This window comes from Pseudomonas sp. zfem003, assembly GCF_032621675.1.
Taxonomy (GTDB): domain Bacteria; phylum Pseudomonadota; class Gammaproteobacteria; order Pseudomonadales; family Pseudomonadaceae; genus Metapseudomonas; species Metapseudomonas otitidis.
In genome coordinates this window covers 139,687-154,194 of sequence record NZ_JAVYJG010000009.1, presented here as the reverse complement: position 1 = coordinate 154,194, position 14,508 = coordinate 139,687, and the positions used below count along the sequence as shown (strand labels likewise).

Below are 14,508 nucleotides of genomic sequence, written 5' to 3'. Positions count from 1 at the left end.
CAGCATGAGCAAACGCGTCGCACTGGTGCTCGGATCGGGCGGTGCCCGGGGCTATGCCCACATCGGGGTGATCCAGGAACTGGAGGCGCGGGGCTACGAAATCGCCTGCGTCGCCGGCTGCTCCATGGGCGCCGTCGTGGGCGGCATCTACGCCGCCGGCAAGCTCGATGAATACCGCGAGTGGACCGAGAGCCTCGACTACCTCGACGTCCTGCGCCTGCTGGATGTCAGCTTCCGCCTGGGGGCCATCCGCGGGGAAAAGGTGTTCGGCCGCATCCGCGAAATCGTCGGCGAGATCGACATCGAGCAGTTGCCCATCCCCTTCACCGCCGTCGCCACCGACCTCACCAACCAGCAGGAAATCTGGTTCCAGGAAGGCTGCCTGCACCAGGCCATGCGCGCCTCGGCGGCCATCCCCAGCCTCTTCACCCCGGTGATGCAGGGCTCGCGGATGCTGGTGGACGGCGGCCTGCTCAACCCGCTGCCGATCGTCCCGGTGGTCTCCAGCCATTGCGACCTGATCATCGCGGTCAACCTCAACGCCACCAACCAGAAGCAGTACCAGCTCCCGGTGATCGAACGCTCCCCCGCCCTCAAGGGGCGCCTGGACCAGCTCATCAGTTCCCTGGGCGATCGCCTGCCCTTCCGCCGCCGCAACGACGAGGAGGAACCCGACGCCATCGCCACCCTCCCCGCCCTGCCCGACCCGTGGACCGACGACAGCGCCCGCCCCCAGGCCCAGCAACCCGCCGCCGCCCCGGAACGCGAAGGCGCACCTCGCTCGGCCAGCGGCTCCCAGGTGGTCGCCAGCGTCGGCCCCGCCTCCCTGCTGGAGCTGGTCAACCAGAGCTTCGAGGTCATGCAGACCTCCCTCGCCCAATACAAGATCGCCGGCTACCCGCCGGACATCCTCATCAACGTGCCCAAGCGCGTCTGCCGCTTCTTCGAGTTCTACAAAGCGCCGGAGCTGATCCAGCTGGGCCGGCAGATCGCGCGGGATACGCTGGAGCGGTATGAGGAGTTGCACTGAGCCTTTACAAGCGGCACTGCTCAGCTAGCCACGCCGCCCCACCTCGAAATACTCCACAGGCTCCATCCGCACATAGCGCAGCGCGGCGGTGGCCTGGTGCTGGGCGTAGAGGGGCGCGGCGAAGTAGGCGACCAGCAGGGTGCGGCGTCGGCTGCCGAGGCGATTGAGGCTGCCGGCGTGGATCAGGTCGGCGTCGAAGACGAGGATGTCGCCCGCCGAGCCGCTCAGTTGAATCGCATGGGATTCGTCGTCGAAGTCGACGGGAGGCCCTGCCAGGTCGGGGCGGTGGCTGCCGGGGATGAGGCGGGTGGCGCCGTTGTCGGGGCCGTAGTCGTCGAGGAAGACCAGGGCGTTGACGGTGTCGCCGGGGCGCTCGGCGGAGAAGTCCCGGTGCAGCCGCTGCCTGCCGCCGTTGGGCAGGGGCTCGCGCCCTTCCACCTGGGCGAGGAAGAAGCGCTCGCCGATCAACGCGCCCACCACGGCGAGCAGCGCCGGCAGACGGCACACCGCGCGGACGCCGGAGTCGAGGTCCAGCAGTGCGTGCTGCCAATCCTGGCCGCGCGGCACCGGCCATTCGGCGGAGGGTTTCACCCCGGCGTCGAAGGCGCTGCGCAGGCCCTCCAGCCAATCGGCCGGCACCGCCCCGCGCAGCAGCGCGAAGCCATCCCGGTGAAGCTGTTCGCGTTCGTTCATGGCGTGCTCGATGTCCCTATCGGTGGCCGTGGCTGGGGGTGATCCGGTGCGGCGGATGATCAACCGATCCGCGCCCCACCGGCATTGATCATCGTCAGAAGATCGACCAGCCGATCCGCGCGGAGAGTTCCTCCAGCGCCGCCATGCCGGCCACCGAGTTGCCGGATGCATTCAACTCCGGCGACCAGACGCACACGGTGAACTGCCCAGGCACCACGGCGACGATGCCGCCGCCGACGCCGCTCTTGCCCGGCAGGCCGACGCGGTAGGCGAAGTTGCCGGCCTCGTCGTAGAGCCCGCTGGTGGCCATCAGCGCGTTCACCTGGCGGGTCTGCCGGGCGCTCAGCACGGTTTCGCCGCTGTGCACGTTGACGCCCTCGTTGGCCAGGAAGCTGAAGGCCCGCGCCAGGTCGGCGCAGCTCATGCACAGCGCGCAGTGGTGGAAGTAGCTGCGCAGCACCTCCTCCACGTCGTTGTGGAAGTTGCCGAAGGACTTCATCAGATAGGCCGCTGCGGCATTGCGCGAGCGGTGTTCGTACTCCGAGCGCGCCACCACCGCGTCCGACACCACCTCCGGGTTGCCCGAGAGGCGCCGCACGAAATCGCGCATGGAGAGGCTCGGCGCGGCGAAGCGCGACTGGTTGATATCGCAGATCACCAGCGCCCCGGCGTTGATGAAGGGGTTGCGCGGCACGCCACGCTCGAACTCCAACTGCACCAGCGAGTTGAACGGCTGGCCCGACGGCTCGTGGCCCAGGCGCTCCCAGATGGCCTCGCCGGAATGCTGGAAGGCCTGCACCAGGCTGAACACCTTGGAAATGCTCTGGATGGAGAACGGCAGGTGGCCGTCGCCGGCGGTGTACAGCTGGCCGTCGTTGCCGTACACGGCGATGCCCAGCTGGTTGGCGGAAACCCGCGCCAGGGCCGGGATGTAGTCGGCGACCTTGCCGGTGCCGATGAGGGGGCGTACGTGATCGAGGATGTCGTCGAGCAGGGCTTGCATCGTGAGAGGGTCCGAACGGGTAACCAAGCGGGTCAGGAATAAGCGCTAGACGACGGATTCACCGCGCGCAACACAGCGCCGTCGCAAAACCGCGACAGGATGCCCCTAACCCTCAAGCAGGCGGTAACCGACGCCGGCCTCGGTGACGATGAAACGCGGTGCGGCCGGGTCGTCGCCGAGCTTCTGCCGCAGGTGGCCCACCACCACCCGCAGGTAGTGGGTGTCCTCGACATGGGTGGGGCCCCAGATGTCCTTGAGCAGTTGCTGCTGGGTCACCACCCGCCCGAGGTGCCGCGCCAGCTGGGCGAGCACGGCGTACTCCTTGCGGGTCAGGGCCACCTCCTGGCCGTCCAGGGTGACGCGGCGGTAGGCGAAATCCAGGTGCAGCGGGCCGCTGCTCACACTGGCCTCCTGGGGCTCGCCGCCGCCCTGGCGCAGCAGCACCCGTACCCGGGCGAGGAACTCCTGGATGCCGAAGGGCTTGGTCACGTAGTCGTTGGCGCCGTTGTCCAGCGCCAGCACCTTCTCGCCCTCGCTGGCCCGCACCGAGAGCACCAGCACCGGCACGTGGGACCACTGGCGCAGCTCGGCCAGCACAGCCTGGCCGTCCATGTCCGGCAGGCCGAGGTCCAGCACCACCAGGTCGGGCCGGCCGAGGGCCACCTGGGCCAGGCCCTCGGTGCCGTTGGCGGCTTCGAGCACCTTGTGCCCCTGGGACGCCAGGCTGATGCGCAGGAACTTGCGGATCTGTGCTTCGTCGTCGATGACCAGCACGGTTGATTGGGGAGTCGTCATGGGTGATTCATCACATCGATTGCCAGTCCGGCTCGCATCCTTGTGGGAGCGAATTCATTCGCGAAGGACGGCCCCGCCGTCCCTTTCCGCCAGCGCCCCGCCATCACTCCTCCTCCAGCACCGGCTGCGGGTGCAACGGCAGGTGCAGGGTCAGCGTAGTCCCCCGACCCTCCAGCCCCTCACCGACGCTGACGCGGCCACCGTGGGCGCCGACCATGCCCTGGCAGATGGCCAGGCCCAGGCCAGTGCCCTGCCCGCCCCGGTCGCCCCGGGCAGCGGTGTAGAACATGTCGAAGATGCGCTCGCGCTCGGCCACCGGGATGCCGGGGCCTTCGTCGCTGACCGCCAGGCGCAGTTCGTCGTCGCCCGCCTCCACCGCCACCCGCAGGCGGCCGCCGGTGGGCGAGAAGCGCGCGGCATTCTCCAGCACGTTGACCAGCGCCTGCTCGATGAGTGCCGCGTGCACGTAGAGCAGCGGCAGCGCCTCGGGCACCTGCGTCTCCACCTTCAGTGGCGCCAGCACCGGGCGCAGGCGTTGCAGGGCGCTGGCGACGATGTCCACCGGCGCCACCCAGTCGCGGGCGAGCTTGAGGCCGCCGTGGCCCAGGCGTGTCATGTCCAGCAAGTTCTGGATGTAGCGGTCCAGGCGCTCGGCCTCGTCGCGGGTGCCCTCCAGCAGCTCGCGGCGGTCCGCCAGGGGGATCGCCTCGCCCAGGGCCAGCAGGCTGTCGATGGAGCCGCGCATGGCCGTCAGCGGCGTGCGCAGGTCGTGGGAGACGGACGCCAGCAGCGCGCTGCGCAGCTGCTCGGTCTCGCCGTGCAGGCGCGCGGCCTCCAGGTCCTCCGCCAACTGGGCGCGAGCCAGGGCCTGGGCCAGCGGCTGGCCCAGGGCGGCCAGCAGGCGGCGGCGCTCGGCGGACAGCGGCTGGCCATCACGCGGGGCCACGCCGAGCAGAGCCAGCGGGCCGTCCTCGCCGCTCAGCGGCAGCCACCACCAGCGCCCGCCCGGCAGCGTGCCGGTGCCCAGGCCGGCGCTCTGTTCGTGCTGCCAGGACCAGTCGGCGGCGGCCCGCTCCTGGTCCGCCAGCAGGCGCTGCACGCCGGCTTCGATCTTCCACAGCCCGTCACGGCCACGGCCCAGCAAACACACTTCCAGGTCGTTCCAGGCCTCGAACTGCTGGGTGGCCGCCTTCATCACCGCCTGGCGGTCGGTGGCGGCGGTGAGCTTGCGCGAGAGGTCCAGCAGCGCCGTGGTTTCCGCCTGGGTGCTGCGCAGGGCCTGCACCTGGCGGCGCTGGCGCGAGGCGAGGTTGCCGGTGAGCCCGGCCATGAGCAGGAAGAACAGCAGGGTCAGCACGTCTTCCTGGCGGGCGATGGTCAGGGAGAACACCGGCGGGATGAACAGGAAGTCATAGGCCAGGAACGACAGCCCGGCGCACACCAGCGCCGGGGCCAGGCTGCTGCGCACCGCCACCAGCAGCACGGCGGCGAGGAACACCAGGGAGATGTTCGGCAGCGCCAGCACCAGGTGCGCGCCCCAGGCGATGCCGCTGGCGGCCAGCACCGCGCCCAGCGCCAGGCCGTAGTCGCCCGTCGGCACGGGATCGCGCCCATTGGGTGCGGGGCGGGCGTCCGGGTCGGTGTCGAGCACGCTGATCTCCAGCCCCTGGCCATGGCGCAACAGGCGTTCCGCCACGCCCCGGCCCAGCCAGCGACGGCGCAGGCGCTGACGGCTGCGCCCCACCAGCAGCAGGCTGGCGCGGCGCTCGCGGGCGTGGGCCAGCAGGGTCGAGGCCACGGCCTCGGCACGCAGGGTCACCACCTCCCCGCCCAGGCGCTCGGCCAGTTGCTGGGCGGCCTGCAGGCGGGCGCGGCTGTCTTCGTTGCGGGTGCGGCCGGTGTCCACGTGCACCAGGCTCCAGGGCAGGTGGCGGCGCTCGGCCACCCGGCAGGCATGGCGCACCAGGCGCTCGGCCTGGTCGTCGCCGTCTACGCCCACCAGCAGGCGGCCGCGCACCGGCGGTGCCTCCTGGCCCTGCAGGCGGTAGCGCCGCGCCAGGTCGGCATCCACCCGCGCGGCGGCGGTCTGCATGGCCAGCTCGCGCAGGGCGGTGAGGTTGGTCTGGGAGAAGAAGGCGTCGATGGCCGCGCGGGCCTGTTCCGGCACGTAGACCTTGCCTTCGCGCAGGCGCTCCAGCAGCTCGCGAGGCGGCAGGTCGATGAGGAGGATCTCGTCCGCCTCCTGCAGCACCCAGTCCGGCACCGTCTCGCGCACCTGCACGCCGGTGATGTCGAACACCTGGTCGTTGAGGGCCTCCAGGTGCTGCACGTTGACCGTGGTGTACACGTCGATGCCGGCGGCCAGCAGCTCCTGCACGTCCTGCCAGCGCTTGGCGTGGCGGCTGCCGGGGGCGTTGCTGTGAGCCAGCTCGTCCACCAGGGCCAGGCGTGGCGGGTGGGCCAGCAGGCCGTCCAGGTCCATCTCGGTCAGCGGCACGCCCCGGTACTCCAGGCGCCGCTGGGGTTGTTGCGGCAGGCCGGCGAGCATCGCCTCGGTCTCGCTGCGGCCGTGGGTCTCCACCACGCCCACGCGCAGGTCGACGCCCTGGCGCCGTTGCGCCTGGGCGGCCTGGAGCATGGCGTAGGTCTTGCCCACGCCGGGCGCGGCACCGAGGAAGACTTTCAGGCGGCCACGCCCTTCGTGGGGCAGTTCGGCCAACAGCGCATCCGCGCGGCCGGCATCACTCATTCGGGCATCTCGTTCAGTCTCAGGTTGAGGGCCAGGACGTTGACCACCGGCTCACCGATGGCCGGCCGTTCGGTGTAGCGCTCCACCAGGCGCTCCAGTTGCTCGGGCGGCAGGTGGCGGGCGGCGGCGATGCGCGGGATCTGGTAGCGCGCGGCGGCCGGCGGCAGGTGCGGGTCGAGGCCGCTACCGGAGGTGGTCACCAGGGCCATCGGCACCGGCCCCTGGGCGTCGGCCAGCAGGCGGTTGGCGTCCTTGTTGATGCGCTCGGCCAGGGCCGGGTTGCTCGGCGCCAGGTTGCTGGCCGCGCTGGATACGGTGGCGTAGTCGCCAGCGGAGGGGCGCGGCTGGAACCACTGCGGGCCGTCCACGGGCTGGGCCAGCAGGCGGCTGCCACGCACCTCGCCCTGGGCATCGCGCACCAGGCTGCCGTTGGCCTGCTCGGGGAAGGCCACCTGGGCAATGCCGGTCACGGTGAGGGGGTAGGCGACGCCGGTAATCAGGGTCATCAGGGCCAGGAGGCTCAGGGCGGGTCGAAGTTGCGAAAGCATATTCAGTTCCTCGATGGAAAGCGAAAGCGACCGGGGGCGGGTGTGCCCCCGGGCCTCCCCTGGTAGGAGGGGAATGGCGTCACACCAGGCCGATGACGGTGAGCAGCACGTCGATCACCTTGATGCCGACGAAGGGCGCCACCAGCCCGCCCAGGCCGTAGATCAGCAGGTTGCGGCGCAGCAGGCTGGCGGCGTCTGCGGCCTGGATGCGCACCCCGCGCAGGGCCAGGGGGATCAGCGCGATGATGATCAGCGCGTTGAACACGATGGCCGAGAGGATGGCGCTCTGCGGGCTGTGCAGCTGCATCAGGTTGAGCACGCCCAGCTGCGGGTAGATGCCGGCGAACAGCGCGGGGAGGATGGCGAAGTACTTGGCCACGTCGTTGGCCACCGAGAAGGTGGTCAGCGCGCCCCGGGTCACCAGCAGCTCCTTGCCCACCTGCACCACGTCCAGCAACTTGGTCGGGTCGGAGTCCAGGTCCACCAGGTTGGCGGCCTCGCGGGCGGCCTGGGTGCCGTCGTTCATCGCCAGGCCCACGTCGGCCTGGGCCAGCGCCGGGGCGTCGTTGGCGCCGTCGCCGCACATGGCCACCAGCTTGCCTTCGCCCTGCTCGAAGCGGATGCGCGCCAGCTTCTTCTCCGGCGTGGCCTCGGCGATCACGTCGTCCACCCCGGCTTCGGCGGCAATGGCGGCGGCGGTCAGCGGGTTGTCACCGGTCACCATCACGGTGCGGATGCCCATGCGGCGCAGCTCGGCGAAGCGGTCGCGGATGCCGGGCTTGACCACGTCCTTGAGGTGGATGGCTCCCAGCAGGCGGCCGTCGGCGGCCACCAGCAGCGGCGTGCCGCCGCCCTGGGCGATGCGCTCGACCTCGCGGGCGAGCACCTCGGGCATGCCGTCGCGCTCCATGCCGACCCAGGCCAGCACCGCGTCCACGGCGCCCTTGCGGTAGCGGTGGCCGTTCCAGTCGGCACCGGAGAGGCGCGTCTCGGCGCTGAAGGCGATGGCGGTGACGGCCTCGCGGGCCGGCTCCTCCAGGGTATTGAGCGCACGCAGGTACTCGACGATGGACTTGCCTTCCGGCGTGTCGTCGGCCAGGGAGGCCAGCAGCGCCGCGTCGGCCAGTTCCTTGCCGCTGATGCCGGGGGCCTTGACCATCGCGCTGCAGCGGCGGTTGCCGAAGGTGATGGTGCCGGTCTTGTCCAGCAGCAGCACGTGCACGTCCCCTGCCGCTTCCACGGCACGGCCGGACTTGGCAACGACGTTGAGGCGCACCAGGCGGTCCATGCCGGCGATGCCGATGGCCGAGAGCAGGCCGCCGATGGTGGTGGGGATGAGCGTCACCAGCAGCGCCACCAGGTACACCAGCGGCAGGTCGCCACCGGCGAAGCGGGCGAAGGGCTGCAGGGTGGCCACTACCAGCAGGAAGATCAGCGTCAGGCCGATGAGCAGGATGTCCAGCGCCACTTCATTCGGCGTCTTCTGCCGGCGCGCGCCTTCCACCAGGGCGATCATGCGGTCCAGGGTCGACTCCCCGGGGTTGGCGGTGATCTTCACCAGCAGCCAGTCCGACACCACGCGGGTGTTGCCGGTGACGGCCGAGCGGTCGCCGCCGGACTCGCGGATCACCGGTGCGGATTCGCCGGTGATGGCGGCCTCGTTGACCGCCGCGATGCCCTGGATCACCTCGCCGTCACCGGGGATCAGCTCACCGGCCTCGACGCGGACGATGTCGCCCCGGCGCAGGCTGCTGGCCGGCACCGTCTCGAAGGCACCGGAGGCCGTGCGGCGACGGGCGCCAAGGCCCTGGCTGCCAGCCTTGAGGCTGTCGGCGCGGGCCTTGCCACGGCCTTCGGCCAGGGCCTCGGCGAAGTTGGCGAAGAGCACGGTGAACCACAGCCACAGCGCGAGCTGCAGCGCCAGGCCGAGGGACACCGCCGGGTTGGGGATGAAGCAGAGCACGGTGGTCAGCACCGCGGTCAGCTCCACCACCAGCATCACCGGCGAGCGCTTCAGCTGGCGCGGGTCGAGCTTGACGAAGGCCTGCACCAGCGCCGGCTTCCACAGCGCGGCGACGGTGGTGGCGGAGGGTTGCTTGGCGCCGACCTTGGGCGCCTTCAGAGGGGCGTTCATCATGGTTCTCCGTTAGAAGCCCTGGAGCTGCGCGAGGTGTTCGGCGATGGGCCCGAGGGCCAATGCCGGGAGGAAGGTCAGGCCACCCACCAGCAGGATGGTCAGGGTCAGCAAAGTGACGAACAGCGGGCCGTGGGTGGGGAAGCTGTCGGCGCCGACCGGCGCGCGCTTCTTCGCCGCCAGGCTGCCGGCGATGGCCAGCACCGGGAGGATGTAGCCGAAGCGCCCGAGCAGCATGGCCAGGCCGATCATCACGTTGTGGAACACCGTGTTGGCCCCCAGCCCGGCGAACGCCGACCCGTTGTTGGCGGTGCCCGAGGTGTAGGCGTACAGCGCCTGGCTGAAGCCATGGGCACCCGGGTTGGTGATGGAGGCCGCCGGGCCCGGCAGGCTCACCGCCAGGGCGCAGAAGACCAGCACGCCCACCGGCATCACCAGCAGCGTGGCCACCAGCAGGCGCACCTCGCGGGCTTCCAGCTTCTTGCCCAGGTATTCGGGGGTGCGGCCGATCATCAGGCCGGCGAGGAATACCGCGATCAGCACGAACAGCAGCATGCCGTAGAGGCCTGCGCCGACCCCGCCGAAGATCACCTCGCCGAGCATCATGTTGAACATCGGCACCATGCCGCCCAGGGCGCTGAAGCTGTCGTGCATGGCGTTCACCGAGCCGTTGGACGCGGCCGTGGTGGTCACCGCCCAGAGTGCCGAAGCGGCGGTGCCGAAGCGCGCCTCCTTGCCCTCCAGCGAACCCACCTGCTCGATGGGCAGCGCGGCCAGGGCCGGGTTGGGGCGGAACTCCGCCCACAGGGTGACGCTGAGACCGACGGCGAACAGCACCAGCATGCAGGCCAGCAGCGCGCGGCTCTGGCGCAGGTCCTTCACGTAGTGGCCGAAGCTGAACACCAGCGCGGCGGGGATCAGGATGATCGACGCCACCTCGAACAGGTTGCTCCAGGCGCTGGGGTTCTCGAACGGGTGGCTGGAGTTCACGCCGAAGAAGCCACCACCGTTGGTGCCGAGCTGCTTGATGGCGATCTGGCTGGCGGCCGGGCCGAGGGGGATGACCTGGTCGGTGCCGCCCAGGGTCTTGGCGCTGACGTAGTCGGCGAAGGTCTGCGGTACGCCCTGCCACACCAGGAACAGCGCCAGCAGCAGGCACAGCGGCAGCAGCGCATAGAGGGTGCCCCGGGTCAGGTCGACCCAGAAGTTGCCCAGGTCCCGCGTGCTGCGCCGGGCGATGCCACGGGCCAGGGCCACCAGCACGCACAGGCCCACCGAGGCGCTGACGAAGTTCTGCACGCCCAGGCCGACCATCTGGCTGAAGTAGCTCAGGCTTGCCTCGCCGCTGTAGGACTGCCAGTTGGTGTTGGTGACGAAGCTGACGGCGGTGTTGAACGCCAGGCTCCATTCCAGCCCCGGCAGGTGCTGCGGGTTCAGCGGCAGCAGGTGCTGCAGGGTGAGGATGCTGAACAGCAGCACCAGCCCGGCGGCGTTGAATGCCAGCAGGGCCAGGGTGTAGGTCTTCCAGTCGTGCTCGCGCTGCGGGTCGACGCCGGCGATGCGGTAGCACAGGCGCTCCACCGGGGCGAACAGCGGGGTCAGGAAGGTTCGCTCACCCTCCATGGCACGGTAGATGTAGCGCCCGATGAAGGGCGCCGGCACCAGCACCAGGAGGAAGAAGGCCAGGATCAGGCCGTAGTCCTGTACGTCCATGGCGCCCCCTAGCCACGCTCGGCGCGCAGCAGCGCGACCAGCAGGTAGATGAAAAGCCCCGTGGCCATGGCCAGGGACAACCCGTCGAGAATGCTCATGTGTAGTGCTCCGTGATGCGGACGGCGCCGCTTTGGGCAAATTCTCGACAAGGGGGGCGTAAAGGAACGAGCCACGGAAGGGCCTGGCGGCATAAAGATCGCGTAAAGAAGTGGGCCAAGTGCCCGTCTGCCGGACTCCCAGCGCCTGGGCAGCACGCCGCGCTGACGCGAAGCGAGGAAGGCTCGGGCGGGGACAGTGCCCTTCAGGCGGACGAGCCATGCGAGTCGGCAGAACGCGTCGGAAGCGGAGCGCTCCAGCCGAAGTCCTGCGCCCCCGACCGTCCACCGCCTACCCCCTCCCACGTCCGCTGCCGAGTGCCAAAACGCCGCCGACGTGATCCATCCCGGCAGCGGGAAACACCCTGCCGAACCGCCCGGTTCGGACCTGTCCGAAAATCCCCCCGCTTCTTTTACAGCGGCCCGAGGCCGTGCCTACCATCGGCGCGCCGGCAACCAACCCTCCCACTGAACGAACACCAGCCACAGGCTGGCGAGCCCGCGCGCCTTCGGGCGGTGCAGGCTCAGGAGTGCTTTATGCCGAGCTTCAAGATCAACCCCGTCTGCCGAGGCATCTGCCTCTGGGCAGCCTCACTGGGCACCCTGGCGGCCCTGCCGGTGGCAACGGCCACTGCGGCCGACTCCGCCACTGCCCACCACGCCAGCGCCACGCGGGAAGTCACCCTCACCGGCCAGTTCATCGACCTGCAGGCCCTCAAGCCGGGCACGGCGCGCAGCGGTGTCGCCGCCCTGGGCACCGAGCAGTTGCGCCAGGAGGCAGGCCTGAGCCTGCTGCGCACCAGTGCCGAACCCATCGAGCATCAAGCCGGGCTCAGCGTGTACGTCGGCCAGACCCTGGGGGCGGCTCGCAGCCTCTCGGGCCCTGGTGAGTTCTTCCTCGCTGCGCGGGACAACGGCAGCTTCGTCGCCCTGCTGCCCGAGGCCAACGCCATCATCCGTGGCTCGGCCGACGGCGAGCAGGTGCTGACCCGCTTCGACACCCCGCACGCCTTCCACCCGAGCCAGGTCGACTACGTCGAGCAGGTGCTCGAAGAAGTCCCGGGCATCCTCGAGCAGCGCGGCAAGCGCAGCCTGCTGGTGGACCGTAGCCAGGCCGGGGAGATCGTGATCGACCTGCTGGCCGGCTTCTCCCAGAAAGCCGCCAATTACATCCGCGACCACGAGGCCTATGCCCTGGCCCAGGTGGCCCTGGTCAACCGCGCCCTGAAGCAGTCCCAGGTCGAAGGGGTACGCATACGCCTGGTGGGCACCCAGGTGATCGCGGACGACCACCCCATCACCACCGACACCCTCGCCAAGCTGTCGACGCTGTTCCGCGATGGCATGCGTCAGTACAGCCCAGACCTGGTGGCCGGCTTCATCATGGGCACCCCAGGCGTCGACACCGCCATTGGCTGGGCCTACGTGCCGGGGCGCTACTCGATCAACTACATCAACTCCCCCACCACCTTCCGCCACGAAGTGGCCCACAACGCCGGCGGCAGCCACTGCCCGGACGGCAAGAGCTACCGCTTCGGCTACAACAACGGCCGGGTCGGCACCATCCTTTGCGGCAACCATGTGCCCTTCTACTCCAACCCGGACCTGCGCGACGTGCAGGGGATCCCCCTGGGCGATGCCAGCACTGCCAACATGGCCAGGGTCTGGCGCGAGAACGCGGCACGCATGTCGGCCTACAGCCCGGCGGTCGTGCCCCTGGCCGAGGAGATCAAGCGCGAGGTGCTGAAGGAGCGGGTCAGCCTGGCCAAGAACCAATGGCGCAACTTCGTCATCGACGTGCCCGAGGGCAGCCGGCGCCTGCTGATCAGCACCGCCCATGGCGAGGGCTACGACCGGGGCAACGGCCGCTCGCAACTGCTGCTGCGCCGTGGCGCCCTGCCCAGCGACGCCCAGTTCGACGCCCGTTCGACGCTGAACAACCACCCCTTCCTGGCGCTGGACAACCCGGCCCCGGGCCGCTGGCACCTGGCGATCCGCGCAGAACCCAACAACCCGGTGGACGACATCTACCTGGACGGCGCCCTCTACGCCGCCACCCAGGACACCGCCCAGGCGCGCTACCTGAAGCTGGTGGCCGAGTCCTCCATCGATGGCAAGGAGCGCGCCAGCGCCGCCGAGCTGCACCTGGCGGACGCCCAGGGCCGGTTGCTGTCCCGTGACGGCTGGCGGGTGCACTCAGTCAGCAGCGCCGTCCCCGCCTCAGCGAGCGGCGCCCACGCCATCGACGGCAACACCAGCTCCTACTGGAGCACCGTGCCCGGTGACCGCTACCCCCACCAGATGGTCATCGACCTGGGTGGCGAGCAGCGCTTCTCCAGCCTCAACTACCTGCCCCAGCAGGTGCGCGACATGGAGGGCAACATCAAGGGCTACCGCATCTACGGCAGCGACAACCCCAACGGCAACTGGACCCTGCTCGGCCAGGGCGAGTTCAGCGCCAGCAACGAGGCCCAGGCCGCCCCGCTGAAAGCCGAGGACGCCGGCAAGCCGCCGGTGGTGGTGATCCAGGGCCCGGCCTCGGCCGAAGCCGGCCAGAAGGTGCAGCTGGACGCCTCCGGCTCCAGCGATCCCCAGGGCAGCGCCCTCAGCTACAGCTGGTCCGTGACCCCGGCGCTGGACTTCGACATCGACGGCCCGCGCCTGACCCTCAAGGCCCCGGAGCACAGCAGCGACACCCGCTACCGCTTCAGCGTGACGGTCAGCAACGGCAAGCAGACCACTACCCGCGTGCACGAGCTGCTGGTCAAGGCTGCCAGCGGCGCCGGCGCCACCTGCGAAGCCACCTGGCAACCCGGCACCGAGTACCTGCAAGGCCACAAGGCCCAGTGGAAAGGCCGCCTGTACGAAGCCCGCTGGTGGACGCGCAACAACGAGCCCGGCACCGCCGCCTCCACCGGGGCGGACGGCAGCGGCAAGGTCTGGCGTGACCTGGGCCCCTGCGAGGCCAGCGGCACGCCCGAACAGCCGCCGGTGATCCTGCCGCCGGTGCCCGCCATCAGCGGGCCGGGGGATGCCAAGGCCGGTGACCGTGTGCAGCTCAGCGCCTCTGCCTCCAGCGACCCGAACGGGCTGGCCCTCAGCTACCGCTGGAGCGTGAGCCCTGCCCTCGCCTTCCAGAGCGACGGCGCCGGCCTCAGCTTCACCGCGCCGCGCCTGGACAAGGACGCCGACTACACCTTCACCCTCACCCTGGGCAACGGCCACCACGAAGTGACCCGCACCCACAAGGTCCGGGTAAAGGCCGAGGCTCCGGCGATCCTGCCACCCGTGGCAGCCATCAGCGGACCGGCAGAAGCCAAGGCTGGTGACCGCGTGCAGCTCAGTGCCGCCGGATCGACAGACCCGAACGGACTCAACCTCCGCTACCGCTGGAGCGTGAACCCTGCCCTCGCCTTCCAGAGCGACGGCGCCGGCCTCAGCTTCACCGCGCCGCGCCTGGACAAGGATGCCGACTACACCTTCACCCTCACCCTGGGCAACGGCCACCACGAAGTGACCCGCACCCACAAGGTCCGGGTGAAGGCCGAGGCCGGCCAGCAACCCGGTACCTGTGCCAGCCCCTGGAGCACCTCGGGCACCTACTGGGAAGGCAACAAGGTGACCCACAAGGGCCGCACCTACACCGCCCGCTGGTGGACCAAGGGCAACGAGCCCGGCAACCCGGCCTTCACCGGTGCCGACGGCAGCGGCAAGGTCTGGCGTGACGAGGGCGCCTGCCGGTAACTCC

The 14,508-nt window shown here is 70.2% G+C and carries 10 protein-coding genes; 2 read left to right on the top strand and 8 right to left on the bottom strand.

Annotated features, from left to right (window positions below; genetic code table 11):
* Positions 1-4: 4 nt before the first annotated feature.
* Positions 5-1,030: a patatin-like phospholipase family protein gene (locus RTK35_RS21935; protein WP_316908984.1), complete on the top strand. Its 1,026-nt coding sequence runs from the start codon at positions 5-7 to the stop codon at positions 1,028-1,030.
* Between the two features lie 24 nt (positions 1,031-1,054).
* On the opposite strand, the gene RTK35_RS21930 is transcribed toward RTK35_RS21935, so the two are convergent.
* From RTK35_RS21930 to RTK35_RS21895, 8 genes are all read right to left on the bottom strand, one after another.
* Complete coding sequence (locus RTK35_RS21930; protein WP_316908983.1) at positions 1,055-1,723, bottom strand: phytanoyl-CoA dioxygenase family protein; 669 nt, start codon at positions 1,721-1,723, stop codon at positions 1,055-1,057.
* A 94-nt stretch (positions 1,724-1,817) separates the two neighbouring features.
* Positions 1,818-2,726 carry a glutaminase B gene (glsB, locus tag RTK35_RS21925; RefSeq protein ID WP_044409287.1) on the bottom strand — a complete coding sequence of 303 codons (909 nt, stop codon included), beginning with the start codon at positions 2,724-2,726 and terminating at the stop codon, positions 1,818-1,820.
* Between the two features lie 105 nt (positions 2,727-2,831).
* A complete protein-coding gene (locus RTK35_RS21920) occupies positions 2,832-3,521 on the bottom strand; it encodes a response regulator (RefSeq protein ID WP_074968720.1) in 690 nt (229 codons plus the stop codon).
* Between the two features lie 103 nt (positions 3,522-3,624).
* Positions 3,625-6,270, bottom strand: a complete 2,646-nt coding sequence (locus RTK35_RS21915) for a sensor histidine kinase (protein WP_282888095.1) — start codon at positions 6,268-6,270, stop codon at positions 3,625-3,627.
* Positions 6,267-6,818, bottom strand: coding sequence for a potassium-transporting ATPase subunit KdpC (kdpC, locus tag RTK35_RS21910; RefSeq protein WP_044409304.1), 552 nt, complete (start codon positions 6,816-6,818; stop codon positions 6,267-6,269). The genes RTK35_RS21915 and kdpC overlap by 4 nt, the downstream gene beginning before the upstream one ends.
* Before the next feature lie 79 nt (positions 6,819-6,897).
* Complete coding sequence (gene kdpB / locus RTK35_RS21905) at positions 6,898-8,952, bottom strand: potassium-transporting ATPase subunit KdpB (protein WP_316908982.1); 2,055 nt, start codon at positions 8,950-8,952, stop codon at positions 6,898-6,900.
* A 12-nt stretch (positions 8,953-8,964) separates the two neighbouring features.
* Positions 8,965-10,665 carry a potassium-transporting ATPase subunit KdpA gene (gene kdpA, locus RTK35_RS21900; RefSeq protein ID WP_044409313.1) on the bottom strand — a complete coding sequence of 567 codons (1,701 nt, stop codon included), beginning with the start codon at positions 10,663-10,665 and terminating at the stop codon, positions 8,965-8,967.
* Between the two features lie 8 nt (positions 10,666-10,673).
* Positions 10,674-10,763: a K(+)-transporting ATPase subunit F gene (locus tag RTK35_RS21895; protein ID WP_069566518.1), complete on the bottom strand. Its 90-nt coding sequence runs from the start codon at positions 10,761-10,763 to the stop codon at positions 10,674-10,676.
* A 534-nt stretch (positions 10,764-11,297) separates the two neighbouring features.
* Between RTK35_RS21895 and RTK35_RS21890 the strand changes: the two genes are divergently transcribed.
* Positions 11,298-14,504 (top strand): PKD domain-containing protein, encoded by a 3,207-nt coding sequence (locus tag RTK35_RS21890; RefSeq protein ID WP_316908981.1) that lies wholly within the window; start codon positions 11,298-11,300, stop codon positions 14,502-14,504.
* Positions 14,505-14,508: the final 4 nt, after the last annotated feature.